The sequence below is a fragment of the Micromonospora sp. M61 genome (assembly GCF_018070245.1).
Classification (GTDB): Bacteria; Actinomycetota; Actinomycetes; order Mycobacteriales; family Micromonosporaceae; genus Micromonospora; species Micromonospora zamorensis.
Map to the genome: position 1 here is coordinate 1 of NZ_JAGPYA010000086.1, position 22566 is coordinate 22566.

The following is a 22566-nucleotide window of genomic DNA, read 5'->3' on the forward strand; positions in this document are numbered from 1 at the left end:
CCGGCCCGCACGATCCACTTGAAGCCGGTCAGCGTCTCGTCGTAGGGCAGGCCCCGGGCCGCGCACATCGCGCGCAGCAGTGACGAGGACACGATGGTGGTCGCGTATAGCCCGGTCACCCCGCGCCGCATCAGGTGGTCGGCGAGCAGCACCCCCACCTCGTCGCCGCGCAGCATCCGCCAGCCGTCGTGCCCGTCACGGACGACCACCGCGCAACGGTCGGCGTCCGGGTCGTTGGCGATGGCGAGGTCCGCGCCGGTGGAGTCGGCCAGGGCGATCAGCCGGTCCACCGCCCCCGGCTCCTCCGGGTTGGGGAACGACACGGTCGGAAACGCCGGGTCCGGCTCGGCCTGGTCGGGGACCACGCCGGGCACCGGGAAACCGGCGCGGGCGAAGGCGGCGGTGAGGACCGCCGCGCCCACCCCGTGCAGAGGGGTGTACGCCACCGTCAGGTCCCGTGGCCCGTCCGGGTCGATCACGGCGGTGGCCTGTTCGACGTACGAGGCGGTCAGGTCGTCGCCGAGCACCTGCCCGGGTGGGCCCAGTGGCACCTCAGTCAGCGGGCCGACCGATCGGATGGCCGCCTCGATGCCGGCGTCGGCGGGCGGCACGATCTGCGCGCCCCAGCCCAGTTCACCGCCCAGCTCCGCGCCGAGGTAGACCTTGTAGCCGTTGTCCTGGGGTGGGTTGTGGCTGGCCGTGACCATCACACCGGCGACTCCGCCGAGGTGGCGCACCGCGTACGCCAGCACCGGGGTGGGCAGCGGGCGGGGCAGCAGCAGCGCCGGTCGACCCGCCCCGGTGGCCACCTGGGCGGTGCGCTCGGCGAACTCCCGGGAGCCGTGCCGAGCGTCGTACCCGATCACCAGGGGGCCGGTGCCGCCCTGGGCCGCGAGCCAGCCGACCAGGCCGGCAGCGGCCTGGGTGACCACGGCAAGGTTCATTCCGTTCGGGCCGGCCCGCAGCGGGCCGCGCAGGCCCGCGGTGCCGAAGGTCAGCGGGCCGGCGAACCGGTCGGCCAGCTCCGGCGCGCTCGCCGGCAACCGGTCGAGCACCGCCGTCAGCTCGTCCCGGCTGGCCGGGTCGGGGTCGTCGGCCAGCCAGCGCCGGGCTTGCTCGCGAATGTCGTCGATGTCAGTCGTGTCCGCCGCCATGCCCCTTGATAGCACGGCGGCGGATCACCGCTGTCGGTTCCCTCCGGCTCAGCCGTCCCCGGTGAGCTGGAACGTCCGCACCATCTCGTCGAAGATCGGCTTGCTCTCCGCGAACTTGGTGTCCGTCGAGGTCAGGTAGAACGAGTACGCCTTGCCGCCCTCGGCCACCCCACGCCAGACGCCGTGCCGCATGGCGTCGCCCTCGCCGCAGGTGTATTCGAACTCGGCGGCCGGCTTGCTGGCCAGCTCGGTCTCGGTGGCGCTGACCTGCTGGTATGGCTTGACGCAGGAGGTGCTCCTGGTCTTGAGGCCGTTCTCCGCCGTCTCCGCCCAGCGGTTGGAGTCGCTGGACCACTTCTCGGTGATGATGCGCACCTTGCGGCCGCTGTCCTCCGGGTCGATGTAGTCGGTGTAGGAACCGCCGGTGGCCTTCTTCCAGCCCTTCGGCACCATGAGCTGGATGCCGCGGGCGGTGTGTTCCTGCATCTCGACGCTCGGCGCCGCTGCGGCGGACGGGGTGGGCTGCGCCTGGGGAGTGCTCGGCGGGGCGTCGTCGTCGCCGCCCGAGAGCGCCACCACGGTGAGCAGCAGCACGACGACCAACCCGCCGGCCGCGGCGAGCTGCACCTTGCGTGGCCAGCCCTTGACGGTGCTGACGAGCTGGCCACCGGTGGCGCGGACCTTGCCCAGAGCGCCGCCGCCGTCACCGGCGGAAGCGGCGGGCGACGTGGCCCAGGGCTGGCCGGTGCCCGGCACCGACCACTGGTTGCCGCCGTAGGTGCCGCCGATGCGCTGGGTGGCCTCCGGTGCGCCGCCGTAGCCGACCTGCTGGGTGGCACCGGCCGGTGTGCCGTAGGTGACCCGCTGGGTGGCGTCCGGGTGCGCGCCGGCGTCCACCCGCTGGGTGGCGTCCGCGTTGCGGCCGTAGGCGCGCCCAGCGGACTGTCGGCCGGGCGGGGGCATCGCGCCGGTGGGTGTGTGCAGCGGGCCGGCCAACGCGTCGGCGCTGGTCTCGTCGAGCCCGGTGGCGCCGGCAGTGCCGGTCGGCTCCGGGCGTTCGCCCCGGCTCAGCGCCGCCAGCCGGTCGGTCAGGGACTCACCGGGGGCCAGCATGGCGGGCCCACCGATCTGGCTGTCCGGCTTCGGCTCCGGCTGGGGCGGCGGCAGGACGGGCACCGGGCGCTGCTGCACCGGCACCACGTTGTACGGGTCGGTGACCGAGTGCACGGCGGTTGCGGTGCTGCCCAACGGGCCGGCGAGCAGCTCGCGCAGCATGGCCCGGGCGGTGTGCACGTCCAACCGGCGGGCCGGGTCCTTTTCCAGCAGACCCATCAGCACCCGGGTCAGCGGGCCGCTGCGCTGCGGTGGGGCGGGCGGGTCCTCGACCACGGCGTGCATGGTCTCGATCGGGTCGCCCTTGTCGAACGGGGGGCGTCCCTCGACCGCTGTGTAGAGCGTCACACCCAGCGAGAAGAGATCGCTCGGTGGCCCGAACTCCTGGCCCATGGCGCGCTCGGGCGAGATGAAGTGTGGTGAGCCGAGCACCATGCCGGGGGTGGTGAGCTGGACGTCGGTGGGCATCCGGGCGACCCCGAAGTCGGTCAGCACGCAGCGCCCGTCGGTGCAGATCAGCACGTTGGCGGGCTTCACGTCCCGGTGCAGCACGCCGATCGCGTGTGCGACCTCCAACGCGCCAAGCAGCGCTATGCCGATCTTGGCGACGGCCCGGGGTGCCACCGGACCGTCCTCGATCACCATGTCGGCGAGGCTGCGGGCGTCCAGCAGCTCCATCACGATCCACGGCCGGCCGGCCTCGGTGACCACGTCGTACACCTGCACCACGGCGGGGTGCTGGATGGCGGCGGCGGCGCGGGCCTCGCGCAGGGTGCGTTCGTACATGGCGTCGCGGTCGCTGGGGGCCAGACCCGGAGGAAGGACGACCTCCTTCACCGCCACGTCACGGCGCAGCAGGGTGTCTGTGGCACGCCACACCGTGCCCATGCCGCCGTTGCCCACGGAGGACCGCAGCGAGTACCGGCCACCAATGGTGGTGCCGGGCGCCGCTCGTCCGTTGGCGGGACTAACTGGTCCGCCGCTCCACGTCGGGATCTGAGTCACAGAAAAGCCACCGGGGGAAATCGAGGGGGGCTGGGACACAACCCCCCTATCTTGCTGGTTCCGACGCCCGATGCGAAAGCCGACGCGGCGGACGTTTATCGAAGTCGACAGAACGTGCCCTGTCGTTCACCTGGTGTCGACCGGTCGGGACGCACTGTGCGGTATCCCTCACGCGAGGGTGTGGCCAGGCGTCCTACCATCCGGGGATGAGTGAACGGCGGTCAAGCGAGTCCGGTTTCCCGATCAACGGCGTCTACACCGAGGCCGACCTTCCGGAGGACCTGGACTCCCGGCTGGGCAGCCCCGGCGAGTTCCCGTACACCCGGGGGGTCTACCCCACGATGTACACCTCCCGTCCGTGGACCATGCGCCAGTATGCCGGCTTCGGCACCGCCACCGAGTCCAACGCGCGCTACCACCAGCTGTTGCGGGCCGGCACGATGGGCCTCTCGGTCGCCTTCGACCTGCCGACCCAGATGGGTTACGACTCCGACGAGCCGATCGCGCACGGCGAGGTCGGCAAGGTGGGCGTCGCCATCGACTCCATCGAGGACATGCGGCTGCTCTTCGCCGACATTCCGCTGGACAAGGTCTCCACCTCGATGACCATCAACGCGCCCGGCTCGGTGCTGCTGCTGCTCTACCAGCTCGTCGCCGAGGAGAACGGGGTGCCCGGCACGGCGCTCAACGGCACGATCCAGAACGACATCCTCAAGGAGTACATCGCCCGGGGGACGTACATCTTCCCGCCGAAGCCGTCGCTGCGCCTGGTGGCCGACACGTTCGCGTACTGCCGCAAGGAGGTGCCGAAGTGGAACACCATCTCCATCTCCGGCTACCACATGGCGGAGGCCGGCGCGACGCCCGCGCAGGAGATCGCGTTCACCCTGGCCAACGGCGTGGAGTACGTGCGGGCGGCGCTGGCCGCCGGCCTCGCGGTGGACGACTTCGCGCCCCGGCTGTCGTTCTTCTTCGTGGCCCGCACCACACTGCTGGAGGAGGTGGCGAAGTTCCGCGCCGCCCGGCGGATCTGGGCCCGGCTGATGCGCGACGACTTCGGCGCCAAGGATCCGAAGTCGATGATGCTGCGCTTCCACACCCAGACCGCTGGCGTGCAGCTCACCGCGCAGCAGCCGGAGGTGAACCTGGTCCGGGTGGCGGTACAGGGGTTGGGCGCGGTGCTCGGCGGCACCCAGTCGCTGCACACCAACAGCTTCGACGAGGCGATCGCTCTGCCCACCGAGAAGGCGGCCCGGCTCGCGCTGCGGACCCAGCAGGTGCTGGCGTACGAGACGGACCTGACCGCCACCGTCGACCCGTTCGCCGGCTCGTACGTGGTGGAGGCGATGACCGCCGAGATCGAGGCCGCCGCCGTCGAGTTGATGGAGCGGGTGGCCGACCACGGCTCGGCGGTGGACGCGATCGAGGCCGGGTTCCAGAAGCGGGAGATCGAGCAGTCCGCGTACCGGATCGCCCAGGAGATCGACTCGGGCGAGCGGGTGGTCGTCGGGCTCAACCGGTTCACCGTGGACGAGGAGGAGCCGTACGAGCCGCTGCGGGTCGACCCGACGATCGAGGCGGCCCAGGCTGACCGGCTGGCGCGGCTGCGCTCCGAGCGGGACACCGACGAGGTGACCCGGACCCTCGCGGATCTGCGGGCCGCCGCCGAGGGCACCGACAACGTGCTCTACCCGATGAAGGCGGCACTGCGGGCCCGGGCGACAGTGGGCGAGGTCTGCGGGACGTTGCGCGAGGTGTGGGGGTTGTACCGGCCCACCGATCGCTTCTGACCGTCGCTGGCCGCGACGGCGTGTGTCCGTCCGGTTCAGCGGGTACCCCTTCGACCACGGACGCACACAGTGTGCGCCCGTGGTCGACGCGTGCGTGTGAGCGTCCTTATCCGGTCGTCGCGGAGCGTGGTCGGCTAATTGTCGGAGTGTCAGTTCACCACCCCGACTAATGCGACAATTTGCAACAGGGTCCCGGCGTGGCGCTCCGGAATCGCGACCGCCACGGTTGGTTACGCGTTGTAGGAGGTGAGGGGCGCATGACGGCATTCGAGCACGATCTACCTGCTGTCCCGCACATCTCCGAGCGCCCTCAGCAGGGCATACGTGACGCTACGCGGTCTGATCATCACCGTAACGAGGTTGCGCAGCGTCACCGCCGGAGGTCTAGGCTGTCTGCTGTCCCCGATGATCCATCCATCTCTAGTGATCGAGAATTCGACGTGACGAGTGCGTTGACGCTGCCCACTGGTGGCCAGCTGGCGTCGTCCTGGCCGGAGACGCCACCCGGGTCCCAGCCCCTTCCCCGCGACCTGGACCACCTCCTCGCCCTCCGGGTACCGGGGCTCATCGCCACGCGCCGTCACCTCCACTCGCACCCCGAGCTCTCCGGCACGGAGTTCGAGACGGCGGCCCTGATCGCCCGGGAGCTCTCGCTGGCCGGGCTGCACCCTCGGCTGCTGCCCAAGGGCAACGGCGTGATCTGCGACATCGACGGCCGCCCCGACGGCCCGGTCGTCGCGCTGCGCGCCGACATCGACGCCCTGCCGCTGGACGACATCAAGGACGTGCCGTACCGCTCCACCGTGGAGGGCGTCTGCCACGCCTGCGGCCACGACGTGCACACCACGATCATGCTCGGCGTCGGCATGCTGCTGGCCCAGCTCGCCGACCTCGGCGAGCTGGACGGCCGGGTCCGGCTGATCTTCCAGCCGGCCGAGGAGATCCTGCCCTGCGGCTCGCTGGAGGTCATCGAGGCGGGCGGCCTGGACGACGTGGTGCAGATCTTCGCGCTGCACTGCGACCCGAACCTGCCTGTGGGTCAGGTCGGCCTGCGGGTCGGCCCGATCACGGCGGCTGCCGACAACGTCACGGTCCGGCTCTCCGGGCCGGGCGGTCACACCGCCCGTCCGCACCTGACCGTCGACCTGGTCGACGCGCTCGGCCGGTTGATCACCGAAGTGCCCGCCCTGGTCAGCCGCCGGGTGCCGGCCAACAGTGGCCTGCTGCTGGTCTTCGGCCACGCCTCGGCCGGCACCCGTTACAACGTCATCCCCTCCGAGGCGAGCGCCTCCGGCACCCTGCGGGTGATGGACCGCGACACCTGGGAGCAGGCTCCCAAGATCGTCGCTCAGGTCGTCCGGGACGTGATCGCCCCGACCGGCGCCACGGTCGATCTGGAATACCTTCGCGGCCGGCCGCCGGTGAGCAACGACTCGCGGGCCATCCAGGTGCTCACCGCCGCCACCGGCGCCGCGCTCGGCCCGCAAGGGATCGCCGAGACACCGCAGAGCATGGGCGGCGAGGACTTCTCCTGGTATCTGGAGTACGTCCCCGGCGCCCTCGCCCGTCTCGGCGTGGGCCGCTCCGGCCCCAACGTCGACCTGCACCGGGCAAGCTTCGACGTGGACGAGCGGGCCATCCCGGCCGGCGTACGCGTCATGGTGCAGACCGCGCTGCGGGCACTGGCGGCGGCGCGCTGACCGGACCGACCAGAGCCGGGATCTTCCGTCGCCGGCGCAACACCACCAGCAAGACCCCCAGCGGTACGCCGAGCGCCACCAGCCACGGCAGCAGCGCGCCCAGCACGGTCAGCAGGACGGTCAACGAGGCGACGAACGCCTTCCAACCGCCCTTGAGCCCGACCAGGAAGCCGGTCTCGGCCTTCTCGTCGGCGGCCTTGGCGGCCGGCCCGGCCAGCGACACGGTGATCGTGGACAGGGCGGTCAGGTCGGCCAGGCGTCGCTTCTTGGCCTCCAGCGACGCCAGGTCGGCCTCCCGGCGACCCAGCTCGTTCTCCAACGACACCAGGTCGGTGATCGAGGTGGCGCGGGTCAGCAACCGGCGGGCGCTGTCCACCCGGGCCCGCTGACTGGTGATCCGGGCGTCCAGGTCGACGGTCTCCTCGGTGACGTCCTGGGTGTTGATCTCCCGGTTCTGCTGCCGACCCAGCTTCGCGATCTCCTCCACCACGCCGGCGAACTTCGGCGCCGGCACTCGCAACTGCAACTCCGCCACCGCGTCGGCGTCGGCGCTGCGCCGCTGGTCGCCCCCGATGAAGCCACCGGCCCGAGTGGCTATGGCGGTGGTCTCGCGGGCCGCCGCGTCCACATCGTCCACCTGCACGCGCATCGTTCCGGTGTAGATGATCGCCCGTTGGTCGACCCGCAGGTCCGCTGCGCCGGCTCCGGCCGCACCCGCCTCGTCCTTGGCGGCGTCCCTGTTCGCCTCGCCGGCCTTTGCTGGCGCCTCGGCCGCCGAGCCCGCGGAATCCTTCGACCCGCTGTCGTCGCCGGCGCCGCATCCCGTCAGCACCAGCGTCGCCGCCAGCGCCGTCGCCGCCAGCAGTGTGCCGTGGCGTCGTACCACCTTTCCGTCCATCCCCGCTCCCATCGTCGTTATCCGGTGTGGCGATAGCTCGGACGCTGCGCACGCGTCGGCTGGTTCCGGCAGACTGCGCTGAGGACGTCACGATTCGATAATCGAGGAGTCACGATGCGGCTCACCAAGTACGCCCACTCCTGCCTCCGCGTGGAGCACGACGGGGGAGTGCTCGTCATCGACCCCGGCATGTTCAGCGATCCAGCGGTGGCTCTGGACGGTGCGGACGCGGTGCTGATCACCCACGAGCACCCCGACCACCTCGACCTCGCGGCGGTGCGCCTGCAGCTCGACCGGCAACCGTTCCCGATCCACGGGCCCGCCTCGCTCGCCGAGGCCCTGGGCGACGCGGCCGAGGCACTGCACCCGGTCACCGCGGGTCAGTCGTTCACCGCCGCCGGGGTCGCCGTCCGCGCGTACGGAGGGCGGCACGCGGTGATCCACCCGGACATCCCGGTGGTGGACAACCTCGGTTACCTGATCAACGACGCGGTCTACCACCCGGGCGACTCACTGGTGGTGCCCGACGAGACACCCGTCGACACGCTCTTCGCGCCGATCCACGCCCCCTGGTCGAAGTTCTCCGAGGTGCTCGACTTCATTCGGGCTGTCGCGCCGCGGCGCGCGTACGCCCTGCACGACGCCCTGCTCAACGAGAACGGGCTGGGTGTGCTCAACCGGCAGTACACGGCGATGTCCGGCACCGAGTACCAGCGACTGGAGCCCGGTAGCCGGGTGGACGTCTGACCCGATGCCCGGCCCCTCGACGGAGCTGGTGCAGCAGCTCTACCGCACCCCACCGGACCGGTTCGTGGCCGCCCGGGACGCCGCCGTGGCCGACGCCCGCCGAGCCGGCGACCCGAGCACCGCGCGACAGTTGGCCCGGCTCCGTCGCCCGACGGTGGCCGCCTGGCTGGTGAACCTGCTCGCCATCAGGCGCCCCGAGCTGGTCGCCGACCTGGTCGAGCTCGCCGACGAGCTGCGCACCGCCCAGCGGGAGCTGCGTGGCCCCCGGCTGCGGGAGTTGTCCGCGCAGCGTCGGGCGGTGGTCGGTGCCCTGGTCGCCGAGGTCCGCAAGCTCGCCGCGGCGGAGCCGGACGCGCCACCGGCGGGTCGACTGCCGCTGGCCGAGGTGGAGGCGACCCTCAACGCGGCGTTCTCCGACGCCGAGGTCGCCGAGCAGGTCCGGGCCGGCCGCCTGCTCCGGGCGGCCAGCTACGCGGGTTTCGGCGAGGTGCCCCGCCCACAACTGCGGCTGGTCACCGGCGACGACGAGGAGCCGGAGGAGGAGGAGCGCCCGGCCCGCCGACCCGGTGCCCAGCGGGCGCGCTCCGAGCCGGCGACCCGCACGGACCGGGCAGCACCGGGCACGGACCGGGCCGCCTCCCGCAAGGACCGGGCAGCGGGGCGCGCCGAGCAGGCCGAGCGGGCTGCGCAGCGGGCGGCCCGCGCCGAGCGGGCCCGGCAGCGCCGTGCCCTGGAACGGGAGCTGGCCCTGGCCCAGGCCGACCAGAAGCGCGTCGAGGCCGAGCTGACCGAGGCGACCGGGCAGGAGCGGGACGGCGTCGCCGTACTCGACGGGATCGAGGCCGAGCTGGCCGAGCTGGAGCGGCGGCGGGCGGTCGCCGAGCAGGATCTCAGCCGCGCCAAGCTGGCTCGGCGTGCCGCGGAACGAGCGGTCACCGTGGCTCGGCGGCGCGCGGGTGAGGTGGAGGGGGCCATCGAGGCGCTGGCGGCCGAAGAGGGGGATGCGGATGGGGGCGCTGGCGCGGCAGACTGACCATCGATGGACGACTACGGGTGTGCGGACCGTCCACGGCGGGTGACCCCGGATCGGGGAGTCGTCGTGGGCGACGGGTCGGGCTGGTCGACTGTGGTGCCTGAATGACACCGGAGCAGGCCGCCGCGGCCAGCAAGCCAGTCGTGCTCGACCTCGGCGACGCGTTCAGCCGGGACCCGGTCACGTTGCGCCGGGCCCGGTTGCTCGGCATCTCCGGCTGGGCCTTCTACATCGGTGGTCGGGCCGGCGCCCTCGGCGATGTGCGGGCCGAGACGGCCGCCGCCGCTCTCGGCTTCATCGCCCCGGACGCGGTCGCCGACGGTTGGGACGCCGCAGGCCGGGTCGTGCCCCCGTTCGAGGTGGCCGCCGCGAGCCTCGCCGAGTGCTGTCGGTGGGGGGCGCAGCAGCTCGGCGCTCTGCCCGGCACCGAGCGCCTGGCGACACTCGTCGAGCGGGCGGTGGTCGCCGCGGACGCCAGCGGGATGCCGCTCTTCGCCGCGTGGCGGGCCATGCCCCTGCCGGACCTCTCCCCGGGCTCCCGCACCGCAGCCGGGCTGCGGCTGCTCCGCGAACACTTCACCGGCGCCTACCTGTTGGCGGTGCGCGCCGCCGGGATGACCCCACTGGAGGCCGTGCTGTCCGGGCCCGAGGGGGAGGCCGGGGCGGTGGCCTGCGGCTGGTCGCCTCCGTACCCGCCGATCGGGCCGCTGGTGCGTCGACGACTCTGGGCGGAGGCCGTGACCAACAGACTGGCCGCGCCGGCGTTCACGGCCCTCGGCCCCGCCGACGGCAACGAGTTGGTCGAGTTGCTGCACCGCACCCGGGCCCACCTCGCCTGAGCCTCCCGCCAGCGAAAAATGGGCGGCGCCCGACGAGGTCGGCTGCCAGGATGTTCTGCCGTGACTCTTCCCGCTGGTTGGACAACGCGCAGGCCCACCCTCGACGACGTGCCCGCGATCCTGGCGGTGGTGCACGCCGCCGACACCTTCGCCATCGGCCATCCCGACTTCGACGCCGAGGACGTCGCCGCGTCACTGACCGCCCCCTACTTCGACCCGGACCGGGATTCCTGGCTGGCGGTCGACCCGGAGGGCGATGTGGTCGGCTGGGCGACGGTGGACAACCCCACCGGGGTCGGCCGGGAGTTCGTGGAGATCTACGTCGACCCGGTACGCGCCGCGACCGTCCGGGCGCCGCTGCTGGCCCGACAACTGGACCGGGTCGCCGAGCGCGCCGCCGACCGGGGGCTGCCGTCGCTCACCGTCCGTTGCGCGGTCTTCGCGCCGGAACGTGACTGGGAACGGAGCCTGCGCGACGTCGGGTTCACCCTGGTCAAGAGGTACGTCCGGATGAGCGGGCCGCTGACCGACCTGCCCGAGCAGCCCGCCGGGCCCTCCGGTGTGACGGTGCGGCAGGTACGCCCCGACGACGAGGCCGACCTGCGGGAGTTCCACCGCATCACCGAGACCGCCTTCGCCGACACCGCCGATCACGAGCCGGTGTCGTACGAGCGGTGGCGGGCCCGGATCGGTGACCTGAACGCCTGGGACGAGTGGTTCGTCGCCGAGGTGGACGGGGTGCCGGTCGGCGCGTTGCAGTCCTCGGACCAGGCGCTCGACCAGCAGCAGGGCTGGGTGAAGAGCCTGTCGGTGCTGTCCGCGTACCGTCGCAGGGGTGTGGGTGCGGCGCTGCTGCGCCGCGCCTTCGCCCGCTACGCCGAGAAGGGGCGGCAGTCCGTCGGACTGGGTGTGGACCTCACCAACCCGACCGCCCCGCTGTCGTTGTACGAGTCGGTGGGCCTGCGCGAAACCCTGTGGATCGACATGTACGAGCTTTCCGTTCCGGCCGCCGGTGTGTGATTGACGACCCCGGTCGGGCCCGACCGACGATCCGGTCGACGGCGGTAGCAGACTGGGAGCGTGCGATACGCGCTGCTACGCCGATGCGGTGCCGGTGGGGCGGGACCGCAGCTCGGTGACGTAGTCGTCCGGGGCGCCCGCCTTCTCGGCGGCGTTCGCGATCTCGGACAGATACCACGAGGTCGGAAGGCCGCCCTCGTACCCGTTGAAGACGTAGATCCACGCGGTCACGTCCCCGTCGAGGGTGGAGACCCGGACGTGCAGCTTGCGGTACGTGCCGGCGGTCACCCCCTCGAGCTCGTCGAGCTGACCCGCGTCGTAGGGGTGGATGTCGTAGAGCGCCACGAAGACCCGGTCACCGGGAGACTCGACCAGGGTGCTCACCGCGCCCTCCCAGCCGATCACGTCAGCCCCGGCGAAGGTCAGCCGCCAGCCTTCCAGCCAGCCGGTGCCCACCATCGGCGAATGCGGACAGTAGGCGCGCATCCGGGCGGGATCGAGATTTGAGCCGTAGGCGGCGTGATGACGCACGGCGATGACGATAGCCCGGCGGACGGGTGGGGGAGAATACGACAGTGCGTGTCGAATGCGCTCAGGAGAAGAAAGTCACTGTGAGCATGGACGAAGGGCGAACGCTGTGAGCCGGATCGTGATCATCGGTGGGGGGCCGGCCGGGTACGAGGCGGCTCTGGTCGCCGCCCAGCTGGACGCCGATGTCACAGTGGTGGAGGCCGACGGTGCCGGTGGAGCATGTGTGCTCTCCGACTGTGTGCCGTCGAAGACCTTCATCGCCAGCTCCCAAGTGGTGACCGGTTACCGGGACACCGAGGAGTTCGGGGTGCACTCGGACGGCCTGGAGGCGGTCACCGTCGACGCCCGGGCGGTGCACGAGCGGGTCAAGCGGCTGGCGTTGGCGCAGTCCGCCGACATCCACGCCAAGCTGCTCAAGGCGGGCGTCACCTTCGTGGCCGGCACCGCGCGGCTCGGCGAGGATTCCCTCGGGCACACCCACCGGGTCGTCGTCACCCCCGCCGACGGGGGCGAGGAATACTCCATCGCCGCGTCGACAGTGCTGGTGGCCACCGGCTCGACACCCCGCCAGTTGCCCACCGCCGTACCGGACGGTGAGCGCATCCTGACCTGGCGCCAGGTGTACGACCTGCCGGAGCTGCCCGAGCACCTGATCGTGGTCGGCTCCGGTGTGACCGGCGCGGAGTTCGCCAGCGCGTACCTGGCGATGGGGGTCCAGGTCACCCTGGTCTCCAGCCGGGACCGGGTGATGCCGCACGAGGACGCCGACGCCGCGTCCGCCATCGAGCGGGTGTTCCGCAACCGGGGCATGGAGATCCTCAACAACTCCCGGGCCGACGCGGTCCGGCGTACCGCCGACGGTGTCGAGGTGGAGCTCTCCGACGGCCGCAAGGTGACCGGTTCGCACGCGCTGATCACGGTCGGGTCGATCCCGAACACGGCCAACCTGGGCCTCGCCGAGTACGGGGTGGAGCTGGGCCGGGGCGGCTACGTGACAGTCGACCGGGCCTCCCGGACCAACGTGCCCGGCATCTACGCCGCCGGCGACTGCACGGGCGTGCTGCTGCTGGCCAGTGTCGCCGCCATGCAGGGCCGGATCGCCATGTGGCACGCGCTCGGCGAAGCGGTTCGCCCGCTGCGGCTGCGGACCGTCGCGGCGAACGTCTTCACCGACCCGGAGCTGGCGACCGTGGGTGTTTCGCAGGACGAGGTGGACGCGGGCAAGGTGCCGGCCCGGCAGGTGATGCTGCCGCTGTCCGGAAACGCCCGGGCCAAGATGGACGACCTCTCGGACGGCTTCGTGAAGCTGTTCTGCCGGCCGGCGAGCGGTCAGGTGATCGGCGGTGTGGTGGTCGCCCCGAAGGCCAGCGAGCTGATCCTGCCCATCACCATGGCGGTGGAGAACAACCTGACGGTCAACGAGCTGGCCCAGACCATCACCATCTACCCGAGCCTCTCCGGCTCGATCACCGAAGCAGCACGCCAGCTGATGCTCCACGAGCTGGAGTGACCCGCCGGGTCTGGGTTACCGCCACCGTGGCCAGGACGGCTACCTCGGTGAGGATGAGGAGGCGTTCGGCCAGGCCGATGAGCATTCGGTCGCCGGGGTAGGCGGACCAGATCATCGCCGCCGCCAGGGCGAGGCTGAGCAGGACGAGGGTTCGTAGCGTCCGGGCGGCGGGGGTCAGGGCCGGCCGGCGGGCGAGCAGCCAACCGCTGACCGGGAGTGCCAGGAAGGCGACGACCGAGGCGTACCGGTGCAGGTAGGCGGCGGTGGTCATGGCGGTGCCCGGCTCGTTGGTCGGCACCACGGCGGCCAGCAGCAGTCCACCCACCCATGCGCCGAGCAGCAGCTCGGCCGTTCGAGCCGAGCGCGATCGGGGTGGGTCGGCGCGGCGCAGCCCGTACAGCAGCGCCACAGTGGCGAGCGCAAGCACCACCATGGCGACGTCGATGACGCCGCCTCGGTCGGAGACCGCGAAGTCGCTGATGGTCAATGCCCACGGGTTGAGGTCGTCGTTGACTTCGAGGTGGCCGATCACGGTGAGCAGCGCCGCCAGGGCGATCCCGCCCAGGGCCAGCAGGCCGGTACTCCGGGTAACAGGCATGCCTCAGCCTGTCGCCGCGGGCACCCCAGCCGAATCCGGGACAGCCACCGAAATCGTCCCCCGGGACCACCCCTAGAGGCAACGGCGTCATTGGTCCCGTGCGGCGGCAAGCTCCGAGCCCTGAGTTGACCTACACCAGGTCAAGCGACGTTCAGGTGGATGTTCCCGATGCGGGCGACGATGTCGAGGTGACCGCCCAGGCCGGTGACGTAGGCGCGGAGGGTTTCCAGGCTGGTGTGCTCGCCATTCTCGATCTGGCTGATCCTCGCCTGGGACAACCCCGCCGCTTCAGCTAGTTGGGTCTGCGTCATCCCCAGCTGCTTGCGGATCTCTGCCAGCTGCGCGCCGCTGACCGATGCCAGCATCTGCTCACGCTGCTGAGCCCGCCGGGCAGCCCGGTCCGGATGTTCCCAGGACGGATCGAGCTCCCGGGCCTTCGCCTTGACGTCCCGCCAGTCAGCTCCACCGGTCATCTTTGCGTTTCCTTCAGGCTGGAGAGGTGCTCCTGGAAGCGGTCATCCGCCAACGGCACCGCCGTCTTGTACCACATGCAGTCGATATAAGCACAGCTTATACCCGTTGGTCTGGCGACACTCAGTCGATGGGGACTTTGACGACTGCGGCGGCGGCGCGGGCGTGGCGAGCGCTGACCAGCGTCATCGCCCATCCGGCTGCGGCGAACCCGCCTGCGGCGGCGGTGGCGATGATGGCCAACCGCCAGGCCGACTCGGTGAGAGCGGTGCCGCCCAGGTGCCCGACCATCGCGCCGTAGGTGGCCCAACCCAGCGCGGCGACCGCCTCGTAGAGCACGAACAGGCGGTACGGGTAGCGGCTGCGCCCGGCCGAGAAGCAGGCCGCCATCCGGCCGCCGGGCACGAACCGGCAGAGCAGGATGACCAGCGGCCCGGGTTGTCGCAGCCCCTGGGTGACCCGACTGGCCACTCGGCGGGCGCGGCTCAGCTCGGCGTGCCGGGGTGGCCGCCGGTCCGGTGCGCTGCGCCCGAGCAGGTAGCAGGCCAGGTCGCCGGCGAACACGCCGAGCGCGCCGACGGCGATGGTGACCGGCAGGCTGAGCCCGCCGTAGACGGTGAGGGCGCCACTGGTGATCATGACGATCTGGGTGGGGATCACCGGCACGAAGGCGTCCGCGATCAGCAGAGCGAGCAGCACCAGGTACGCCCACGTCGGCGATGCGACGTCAGTCAGTAGTTCGGGCACGCCTGCCACCTCGCCGGATGCGGCCGATTGGGTGTCTTGAGCCTGACGGCGTGTCCGCCGTCACCGTGGACGGCCCTGGCCCGTCGTGACCGTCGACACGGCCAGGCCACCCAGGTACAACGAGGCGAACCGGCCTCGGGTGACGGGTCCGGTGGCCGTCCCAACCGTCCCGGAGCGGTCGGCGGATCGGCGTTCGTCGGCGTACCGTTGTCGGCGCGGCCACGCCCGTCGGGTCCCCCGTTCCTGACGTTTCGGGCCGCCAGGGCCGCCGGCGGGTCCCGCGCCGGCGGCCCACCCCCTGCCCGCTCTCCCACTGTCGTAATTCAGGTGCGTCCTGGACCGCCTGAGACGTAGCATCGCGGCATGCGCAGTGCGGTAGTGGTGACCACGACGCCGGGTGTCCCCGGCGCGCCGCTCTGACGTAACCACCGTCGACCAGGCCCCGGGGCGATCCGCCCCGGATGGCCGCGCGGCGTTCGGTGTCCAGGTCGCCTCCGGGTCGTACCCGATCCAGGAGCCCGACATGATCGACCACCGCAGACTCGGCCGTGAGCTGGACCTCTTCGTCTCCGATCCGCTGGCCGGCGCCGGCCTGCCGATCTGGCTGCCGGCCGGCGCCGCCGCCCGGCACGCCGTCGAGGAGTACGTCCGGGAGTTGGAGCGTCGCTCCGGCCACCAGCACGTCTACTCGCCGCCGCTGGGCAAACGCGAACTCTTCGAACTCTCCGGGCACCTCGGCTACTTCGCCGACGACATGTTCCCGCCGATGCGGCTCAGCGCCGACGACGAGTTCGTGCTCCGACCGGCGCTCTGCCCGCACCACGCGCTGGTGTTCCGGGCTCGGGGCCGCTCCTACCGGGAGTTGCCGCTGCGGATCGCGGAGCTGGGCGGGATGTACCGCTCGGAGCGCTCCGGGGTGCTCGGTGGGCTGTCCCGGGTACGCGCCATCTCGCTCAACGACGCGCACACCTTCTGCGCACCCGAACAGGTGGGCGCGGAGGTCGCGGAGATCCTCGGGCTGATCCGTGCCGCGCACGCCGCGCTCGGCGTCCGACCGGCCGGGCTCCGGCTGTCGTTGCGCGGGCCGGGCGAGAAGTACGTCGGCGACGACGCGCAGTGGGCCCGCGCGGAGGACCTGCTCCGCGCCGCGCTGGCCGGGATGGCGTACGTCGAGGCGCCCGGGGAGGCCGCCTTCTACGGACCGAAAATCGACATTCAGATCGTGGACGCGGCCGGCCGGGAGTCGACCATCTCCACCATCCAACTCGACTTCGACAAACCCGAGCGGTTCGACCTGTCGTACACCGGTGCCGACGGCAACCGGCATCGGCCGGTCATGCTGCACCGCAGCCTGGTCGGCAGCATGGAGCGGCTGTTCGCGTACCTCATCGAGGTGCACGAGGGCGCCTTCCCGGCCTGGTACGCACCCGTCCAGCTGGTGTTGCTGCCGGTCGACGACGGTCAGGCGGACGCGGCGGCGGACCTGGCCCGGCGGGCCGCCGACGCCGGCCTGCGGGTCGAGGTCGACGCCGCCGGCTCGCTGGGTTCGCGGATCCGGGACGCCGCCCGCCGCCGCGTCCCGTACCTCGGGGTGTTGGGTGCCCGGGAGGCCGCCGATGGTCGTCTCGCGCTGCGCCTGCGCGGCGGCCGTGCCCTGGACCCGATGCCCGCCGAAGCCGCGCTCGCCCTGATCGGCGGGCAGGTCGCCGCTCGCGCGACCGACCTGCTGCCGTCGGACTGACCCGCCCACCGATCGTCTCGCGCGCACGGCCGCCCGACCTCAGACCGACGCCGGTTGGGCGGCCGGTTCCTCGTCGACCACCGCACCGGTGAACTGGGAGCGGTAGAGCCGGTGGTACGCGCCATGGGCGGCGAGCAACTGCTCGTGGGTGCCCTGTTCGACGATCCGGCCGTTCTCCATCATCAGGATCAGGTCGGCGTCCCGGATGGTGGAGAGCCGGTGCGCGATGACGAAGCTGGTCCGGTCCGAACGCAGCGCGGCCATCGCCCGCTGGAGCAGCACCTCGGTGCGGGTGTCCACCGAGCTGGTGGCCTCGTCGAGGATCAGCAGGGACGGTTCGGCGAGGAACGCGCGGGCGATGGTGATGAGCTGCTTCTCGCCGGCGCTGACGTTGCTGCCCTCCTCGTCGATGACCGTGTCGTAGCCGTCGGGCAGGCTGCGCACGAACCGGTCCACGAAGGTGGCCCGGGCCGCCACGAGGATCTCCTCCTCGGTGGCGTCCGGCCGCCCGTAGGCGATGTTGTCCCGGATGGTGCCGCCGAAGAGCCAGGTGTCCTGGAGCACCATGCCGATCCGGCCGCGCAGGTCGTCGCGGCGCATCGTCGTGATGTCCACACCGTCGAGCGTGATCCGGCCGGCGTCCAGCTCGTAGAAGCGCATGACCAGGTTGACCAGCGTGGTCTTGCCGGCGCCGGTCGGGCCGACGATGGCCACCGTGTGCCCCGGCTCGGCGACCAGCGACAGGTCGTCGATCAGCGGCTTGTCCGCCTCGTAGCGGAACGAGACGTGCTCGAACTCGACCCGACCGTGCGGGTCGGCGACCCGGGCGGGTTCGACCGGGTCGGGCGTCTGCTCGTCGGCGTCGAGCACCGCGAACACCCGCTCGGCCGAGGCCACCCCGGACTGGAGCAGGTTGGCCATCGACGCGAGCTGGGTGAGCGGCTGGGTGAACTGGCGGGAGTACTGGATGAACGCCTGCACGTCGCCGAGGCTCATCGTCCCGGAGGCGACCCGCAGCCCGCCGACCACAGCGATCGCCACGTAGCTCAGGTTTCCGATGAACATCATCGACGGCATGATGATCCCGGAGACGAACTGCGCCCCGAAGCTGGCGCGGAACAACTCGTCGTTCTTCGCGTGGAACGCGGCCTCCACCTCACGCTGCCGGCCGAAGACCTTCACCAGCTCGTGACCGGTGTACGCCTCCTCGATCTGACCGTTCAGCTCACCGGTGTGCGTCCACTGGGCGATGAACTGCTTCTGCGAGCGTTTGGCGATGCGCTGGGTGACCAGCACCGACAGGGGCACCGCGACCAGGGCCACCAGGGCCAGCAGCGGCGAGATCCAGAACATCACGGCCAGCACGCCGACCACGGTCAGCAGCGAGGTGAGTAGCTGGCTGAGGGTCTGTTGGAGGCTGGTGGAGATGTTGTCGATGTCGTTGGTGACCCGGCTCAGCAGCTCGCCGCGCGGCTGCCGGTCGAAGTAGGGCAGCGGCAGCCGGTTGAGCTTCTCCTCCACCTCGGCGCGCAGCCGCAGCACGGTGCGCTGGACCACACCGTTGAGCAGCCAGCCCTGCCACCAGGAGAGCAGGCTCGCGGCCAGGTACAGGCCGAGGGCCAGCAGCAGCACCCGCTTCAGGGCGTTGAAGTCGATGCCCGTCCCGGGCACCACGTCCATCCGCGCCAGCATGTCGGCGAAGCTGTCGTTGCCGCTGGCCCGGGCCGCGGCAACGGCCTGGTCGGCGGTGGTGCCGGCGGGCAGTTGCCGGCCGATCACGCCCGTGAAGATCAGGTCGGTGGCGTGGCCGAGGATCTTCGGCCCGGCGACGCTGAACCCGACGCTCACCACCGCGAGCGTGATGATCGCGGCCAGGTGCAGCCGGTGTGAGCGCAGTCGGCCGAGCAACCGGCGGGCCGAGGGCCCGAAGTTCATCGACTTCTCGGCGGGCATCCCGGCGCTCATCCATCCCGGGCCACCGCGCTGACCGCCGGGTGGCAGCCGCTTCGGCGTCGCCCCGCCACCGCCGGTCTCCGGCGCGGTTTCCCCGCCGGGTCCCCCGCTGGGTTGCTGCGCGGTCTCATCCGGTGTCCGTCCGTCGCCGGCCGGCTTTTGACTGGGTACGGCCGGGGTACGCGTGTTGTCGGGCTCGCTCATGCCGCCACCTCCGCCGTCTGCTGGGAGGCCACGATCTCGGCGTACGTCGGGCAGGTCTCCAACAACTCGGTGTGTCGTCCCACTCCGACGACCCCTCCGTCCTCAAGAACGATGATCTGGTCGGCGTCGATGATCGTGGAGACCCGTTGGGCGACGATCACGACTGCGGACTGCGCGGTGACCTGACGCAGTGCCGCTCTCAGCCGCGCGTCGGTGCCCAGGTCGAGCGCGGAGAACGAGTCGTCGAAGAGGTAGATCTCCGGTTGCCGGACCAACGCCCGCGCGATGGCCAGGCGCTGCCGCTGTCCACCGGAGACGGTGGTGCCGCCCTGGGCGATCGGTGCTTCCAGACCGCCCGGCATCTGGGCCACGAAGTCCCGGGCCTGGGCGATCTCCAACGCCGTCCACAGTTCCTCGTCGGTGGCGTCGGGGTTGCCGTACCGCAGGTTGCTGGCGACCGTCCCGGTGAACAGGTACGGCCGCTGCGGCACCAGGCCGATCCGCCGCCACAGCTCGTCCGGTGCCAACTCCCGCACGTCCACCCCGTCGACCAGCACCGCGCCCCCGGTGACGTCGACCAGGCGGGGAATCAACGACAGCAGCGTCGTCTTGCCGGCGCCGGTGCTGCCGATGATCGCCGTGGTGGTGCCCGGGGTGGCCCGGAAGGAGATGTCCCGAAGCACCGGGTCGACCGCGCCCGGATATTGGAAGCGCACCCCGCGCATCTCCAACTCGGCCCGGGTAGGCAGGTCGGTGACCGGCTCGGCGGCGGGGACCACCGAGGAGTCGGTGTCCAGCACCTCGGTGATCCGCTCGGCGCAGACCGCGGCCCGGGGCACCATCATCAGCATGAAGGTGGCCATCATCACGGCCATCAGGATCTGCATCAGGTATTGAAGGAACGCGGTGAGCGCGCCGACCTGGATGGCGCCGGAGTCCACGCGCTGTGCGCCGAACCAGAGCACCGCCACGCTGGAGACGTTCAGCACCAGCATGACCACCGGGAAGATCAACGCCATCAGCCGGCCGGTCCGCAGCGCGGTGGCGGTCAGGTCGGCGTTGGCGACGCCGAAGCGGTCCGTCTCGTACGGCTCGCGGACGAACGCGCGGACCACCCGGATGCCGGTGATCTGCTCGCGCAGCACCCGGTTGACCGTGTCGATCCGGGTCTGCATGAGCCGGAAGCCCGGCACCATCCGGCGGATGATCGCACCGAGCGTGATGGCCAGCACCGGCACGCTGACCAGCATCAGCCAGGACAGCCCGATGTCCTCGCGCAGCGCCATGAACACGCCGCCGACGCTCATGATCGGCGCCGCGACGAGCATCGTGCAGCTCATCAGCACGAGCATCTGTACCTGTTGCACGTCGTTGGTGTTGCGGGTGATCAGCGACGGCGCACCGAACCGGGCCACCTCGCGGGCGGAGAAGCGGTTGACGTGCCCGAACAGCCTGGCGCGTACGTCCCGGCCGAAGCCCATCGCGACCCGCGCGCCGAGGTAGACCGCGGCGATCGAACAGACGATCTGGATGAGGCTGACCAGCAGCATCCACCCGCCGGTGCGCACGATGTAGTCGGTGTCGCCGCGCGCCACGCCCTGGTCGATGATGTCGGCGTTGAGGCTGGGCAGGTAGAGCGAGGCCATGGTGCCCACGAACTGGAGCAGCACCACCGCCAGCAACGGTCGTTGGTAGGTGCGCAGTTGGCTGCGCAACAGTCGGATCAGCACGCCGGATCCTTCGGTTCGGTAGGGCGTCCGGTCATCCGCGGGTCGTCCCCGCTGCCGATGACCTCCAACAGGAACTCGCGGATCACCTGGGCCTTCACCGGGTCGGCGTCGACCGAGGTGAGCGGGCGTCCGGAGTGCATCAGTGCGCTGAGTGCGGACACTCGCTCCCGCCCGGCGGGGGTGAGGGCGAGTCGGACGCTGCGTCGGTCGCTGTCGTCGCGTTGCCGCTCGACGAGCCCTTCCCGGGCCAGCGTGTCCACGATGCCGGTGAGGGTCGCCGGGCGCACGAAGCCTTTCTCGGCGACCTCCCGGTGGGGCAGCTCGCCGTGTCGGGCGAGTGTCATCAGGGTGACCATGCCGGCCTGGGTGAGGCCGTGCTCCTCGGCGAGGTAGCGGTTCCACCGCTGCCCGACCAGGTGCCCGGCCACCACCAGCAGTCGGCCGAGCGGCACGTCCTGGAGGGTCACGAGTTCCACGACGGGTAGATTAGCTCCCTGATAGTCAGGGCCCAAACGAAATTGCCGCAGCAGTGGTGACGAACACGATCTGCAGGACCGTGCGCTGTGCGAGCGGGGTGACGAGACGCCCGGCGAGGGTGAGCCTCCGGCGGGCGGCCGAGACGTTGGCCGGGAACATCGCCAGCATGAGCAGGGCGAGCCCGGCCGCCGCCACCCGGGCGGTCGCCGGGATCAGCAGGCCGACCGCGCCGACCAGCTCCAGCACGCCGGTGAGCGTGACCAGCAGATCCGGGCGGGGCAGCCGCGGCGGGACCATCGCGATCAGGTCCGCTCGGCGCTGACCGACGAAGTGCGCGACGGCGGTCAGCGCGAACATCACGGCCAGCCCGACCCGTAGTGCGGGATGCCAACCATCAAGTGCGGAGATGCCGGCCAGGCCGGCGAGTCGGGCCAGCGCGGTGCCGACGACCAGAGCGATCAGGGGTGCCATCGAAAACCTCCTCGGGGAAACTTGTCAGTGACAAGATTGCGCGCCGGAGGAGCATCTTGTCAATGACAAGATAGGATTGGGGCATGACCGAGACGCGTGCGTACCATCACGGCGACCTGCGCCGCGCCCTGCTCGCCGCAGCCCTGGAGGCCATCGAGGAGGTCGGGCCCGCCGCGCTGAGTCTGCGCGACCTCGCCCGTCGGGCCGGTGTCTCGCACGCCGCGCCCGCGCACCACTTCGGCGACAAGGCGGGCCTGCTCACCGCGCTTGCCGCCCAGGGCTTCGATCTGCTGGCGCAGAAGCTCATCGACGCGGACGACGTGCTGGAGGCTGGCGTCGCGTACGTCGATTTCGCCGTCACGCACCGCGCGTACTTCGAGGTGATGTTCCGGCCCGAGCTCTACCGGGCCGACGACGCCGAGTTGATCGCGGCCCGGGAGCGCTCCGGCGCCGCGCTCCGTTCCGGGGTGGCCACCCTGCCCACCGGTGGCGCCCCCGGTGACACCGACCGGGACGCGCTCGCCGCCTGGTCGATCGCCCACGGCTTCGCCACCCTCTGGCTGGCCGGCGCGCTGCCCGAGCGGGTGGGCGACGACCCCCGCAAGGCAGCCCGCGAAGTCCTCCGCCGCCTGGCCACCTGAGGGCGCGGTGCCCCCGCCGGCCTCGGCCTTTCTCGGTCGATCATGAAGTTAGTGCCACGACACGCCGGGTGGTTTCTAAGGTTCAGTGCAACTGATCTTGGTTGTGCTGGGGGTGTTGGTGGCCAGGCCGGGTGTGTTGACGTTCGGGCATCGGCAGGTGTTGGAGCATCTGTGGGGTGCGGGTCGGCGCATT

General features: G+C 71.4%; 20 protein-coding genes. 9 read left to right on the forward strand and 11 right to left on the reverse strand.

The window, feature by feature from the left end; all coding sequences use genetic code 11:
* A partial coding sequence (locus KBX34_RS30640; protein ID WP_210928469.1) for a phospho-sugar mutase occupies positions 1 to 1154 on the reverse strand: 1154 nt, incomplete at its 3' end.
* 48 nt (positions 1155 to 1202) lie between these two features.
* Positions 1203 to 3272, reverse strand: a complete 2070-nt coding sequence (locus KBX34_RS30645; protein WP_210928471.1) for a serine/threonine-protein kinase — start codon at positions 3270 to 3272, stop codon at positions 1203 to 1205.
* 206 nt (positions 3273 to 3478) lie between these two features.
* Here KBX34_RS30645 and KBX34_RS30650 point away from each other — a divergent pair, with 206 nt between their 5' ends.
* Both KBX34_RS30650 and KBX34_RS30655 read left to right on the forward strand, forming a co-directional pair.
* Positions 3479 to 5062 (forward strand): methylmalonyl-CoA mutase, encoded by a 1584-nt coding sequence (locus KBX34_RS30650; protein WP_210928472.1) that lies wholly within the window; start codon positions 3479 to 3481, stop codon positions 5060 to 5062.
* Between the two features lie 440 nt (positions 5063 to 5502).
* A complete protein-coding gene (locus tag KBX34_RS30655) occupies positions 5503 to 6762 on the forward strand; it encodes an amidohydrolase (RefSeq protein ID WP_210928475.1) in 1260 nt (419 codons plus the stop codon).
* Here KBX34_RS30655 and KBX34_RS30660 read toward each other — a convergent pair.
* Entirely contained in the window at positions 6719 to 7681 is a 963-nt protein-coding gene (locus KBX34_RS30660) for a DUF4349 domain-containing protein (RefSeq protein ID WP_210928490.1), read from the reverse strand. The two genes, KBX34_RS30655 and KBX34_RS30660, sit on opposite strands and share 44 nt — an antisense overlap.
* 93 nt (positions 7682 to 7774) lie before the next feature.
* Between KBX34_RS30660 and KBX34_RS30665 the strand changes: the two genes are divergently transcribed.
* From KBX34_RS30665 to KBX34_RS30680, 4 genes are all read left to right on the forward strand, one after another.
* Positions 7775 to 8407 carry an MBL fold metallo-hydrolase gene (locus KBX34_RS30665; protein WP_099850457.1) on the forward strand — a complete coding sequence of 211 codons (633 nt, stop codon included), beginning with the start codon at positions 7775 to 7777 and terminating at the stop codon, positions 8405 to 8407.
* Between the two features lie 4 nt (positions 8408 to 8411).
* Complete coding sequence (locus KBX34_RS30670) at positions 8412 to 9440, forward strand: hypothetical protein (protein WP_210928477.1); 1029 nt, start codon at positions 8412 to 8414, stop codon at positions 9438 to 9440.
* 104 nt (positions 9441 to 9544) lie between these two features.
* Positions 9545 to 10279 (forward strand): hypothetical protein, encoded by a 735-nt coding sequence (locus KBX34_RS30675; protein ID WP_210928479.1) that lies wholly within the window; start codon positions 9545 to 9547, stop codon positions 10277 to 10279.
* A gap of 108 nt (positions 10280 to 10387) precedes the next feature.
* Entirely contained in the window at positions 10388 to 11299 is a 912-nt protein-coding gene (locus KBX34_RS30680; RefSeq protein ID WP_307871533.1) for a GNAT family N-acetyltransferase, read from the forward strand.
* 75 nt (positions 11300 to 11374) lie between these two features.
* Here the strand turns inward: KBX34_RS30680 and KBX34_RS30685 are convergent, their stop codons facing one another.
* On the reverse strand, positions 11375 to 11830 hold the full coding sequence (locus KBX34_RS30685; RefSeq protein ID WP_088946172.1) for a gamma-glutamylcyclotransferase: 456 nt from the start codon (positions 11828 to 11830) through the stop codon (positions 11375 to 11377).
* 106 nt (positions 11831 to 11936) lie between these two features.
* On the opposite strand from KBX34_RS30685, the gene KBX34_RS30690 reads away from it, so the two are divergent.
* Entirely contained in the window at positions 11937 to 13340 is a 1404-nt protein-coding gene (locus KBX34_RS30690; RefSeq protein ID WP_210795364.1) for an NAD(P)H-quinone dehydrogenase, read from the forward strand.
* Here KBX34_RS30690 and KBX34_RS30695 read toward each other — a convergent pair.
* The 3 genes from KBX34_RS30695 to KBX34_RS30705 form a co-directional block, all read right to left on the reverse strand.
* Positions 13297 to 13938, reverse strand: a complete 642-nt coding sequence (locus KBX34_RS30695) for a DUF998 domain-containing protein (RefSeq protein WP_088946174.1) — start codon at positions 13936 to 13938, stop codon at positions 13297 to 13299. The genes KBX34_RS30690 and KBX34_RS30695 overlap by 44 nt on opposite strands.
* 140 nt (positions 13939 to 14078) lie before the next feature.
* Complete coding sequence (locus tag KBX34_RS30700) at positions 14079 to 14411, reverse strand: helix-turn-helix domain-containing protein (protein ID WP_141907871.1); 333 nt, start codon at positions 14409 to 14411, stop codon at positions 14079 to 14081.
* Positions 14412 to 14532: 121 nt separating this feature from the next.
* Positions 14533 to 15156 carry a DedA family protein gene (locus tag KBX34_RS30705; protein ID WP_088946175.1) on the reverse strand — a complete coding sequence of 208 codons (624 nt, stop codon included), beginning with the start codon at positions 15154 to 15156 and terminating at the stop codon, positions 14533 to 14535.
* 523 nt (positions 15157 to 15679) lie between these two features.
* Here KBX34_RS30705 and thrS point away from each other — a divergent pair.
* Positions 15680 to 16897 carry a threonine--tRNA ligase gene (thrS, locus tag KBX34_RS30710; RefSeq protein WP_210928482.1) on the forward strand — a complete coding sequence of 406 codons (1218 nt, stop codon included), beginning with the start codon at positions 15680 to 15682 and terminating at the stop codon, positions 16895 to 16897.
* 39 nt (positions 16898 to 16936) lie between these two features.
* Here thrS and KBX34_RS30715 read toward each other — a convergent pair whose 3' ends face one another.
* From KBX34_RS30715 to KBX34_RS30730, 4 genes are all read right to left on the reverse strand, one after another.
* Complete coding sequence (locus KBX34_RS30715) at positions 16937 to 18862, reverse strand: ABC transporter ATP-binding protein (RefSeq protein ID WP_247672430.1); 1926 nt, start codon at positions 18860 to 18862, stop codon at positions 16937 to 16939.
* A gap of 188 nt (positions 18863 to 19050) precedes the next feature.
* On the reverse strand, positions 19051 to 20784 hold the full coding sequence (locus KBX34_RS30720) for an ABC transporter ATP-binding protein (protein WP_210928484.1): 1734 nt from the start codon (positions 20782 to 20784) through the stop codon (positions 19051 to 19053).
* On the reverse strand, positions 20778 to 21260 hold the full coding sequence (locus tag KBX34_RS30725; RefSeq protein ID WP_088946177.1) for a MarR family winged helix-turn-helix transcriptional regulator: 483 nt from the start codon (positions 21258 to 21260) through the stop codon (positions 20778 to 20780). Before KBX34_RS30725 ends, KBX34_RS30720 begins: the two co-directional genes overlap by 7 nt.
* A 25-nt stretch (positions 21261 to 21285) precedes the next feature.
* Positions 21286 to 21732 (reverse strand): DoxX family membrane protein, encoded by a 447-nt coding sequence (locus KBX34_RS30730; RefSeq protein ID WP_210928486.1) that lies wholly within the window; start codon positions 21730 to 21732, stop codon positions 21286 to 21288.
* Positions 21733 to 21815: 83 nt separating this feature from the next.
* Here KBX34_RS30730 and KBX34_RS30735 point away from each other — a divergent pair, with 83 nt between their 5' ends.
* On the forward strand, positions 21816 to 22373 hold the full coding sequence (locus KBX34_RS30735; protein ID WP_210928488.1) for a TetR/AcrR family transcriptional regulator: 558 nt from the start codon (positions 21816 to 21818) through the stop codon (positions 22371 to 22373).
* Positions 22374 to 22566: the final 193 nt, after the last annotated feature.

Excerpts from the sequence above, each read along its gene's own strand:
- KBX34_RS30650 (WP_210928472.1), top strand. The coding sequence starts at position 3,479 with ATGAGTGAACGGCGGTCAAGCGAGTCCGGTTTCCCGATCAACGGCGTC.
- KBX34_RS30665 (WP_099850457.1), top strand. The coding sequence starts at position 7,775 with ATGCGGCTCACCAAGTACGCCCACTCCTGCCTCCGCGTGGAGCACGAC.
- KBX34_RS30670 (WP_210928477.1), top strand. The coding sequence starts at position 8,412 with ATGCCCGGCCCCTCGACGGAGCTGGTGCAGCAGCTCTACCGCACCCCA.
- KBX34_RS30675 (WP_210928479.1), top strand. The coding sequence starts at position 9,545 with ATGACACCGGAGCAGGCCGCCGCGGCCAGCAAGCCAGTCGTGCTCGAC.
- KBX34_RS30695 (WP_088946174.1), bottom strand. The coding sequence starts at position 13,938 with ATGCCTGTTACCCGGAGTACCGGCCTGCTGGCCCTGGGCGGGATCGCC.
- KBX34_RS30700 (WP_141907871.1), bottom strand. The coding sequence starts at position 14,411 with ATGACCGGTGGAGCTGACTGGCGGGACGTCAAGGCGAAGGCCCGGGAG.
- thrS (WP_210928482.1), top strand. The coding sequence starts at position 15,680 with ATGATCGACCACCGCAGACTCGGCCGTGAGCTGGACCTCTTCGTCTCC.
- KBX34_RS30715 (WP_247672430.1), bottom strand. The coding sequence starts at position 18,862 with ATGAGCGCCGGGATGCCCGCCGAGAAGTCGATGAACTTCGGGCCCTCG.
- KBX34_RS30730 (WP_210928486.1), bottom strand. The coding sequence starts at position 21,732 with ATGGCACCCCTGATCGCTCTGGTCGTCGGCACCGCGCTGGCCCGACTC.
- KBX34_RS30735 (WP_210928488.1), top strand. The coding sequence starts at position 21,816 with ATGACCGAGACGCGTGCGTACCATCACGGCGACCTGCGCCGCGCCCTG.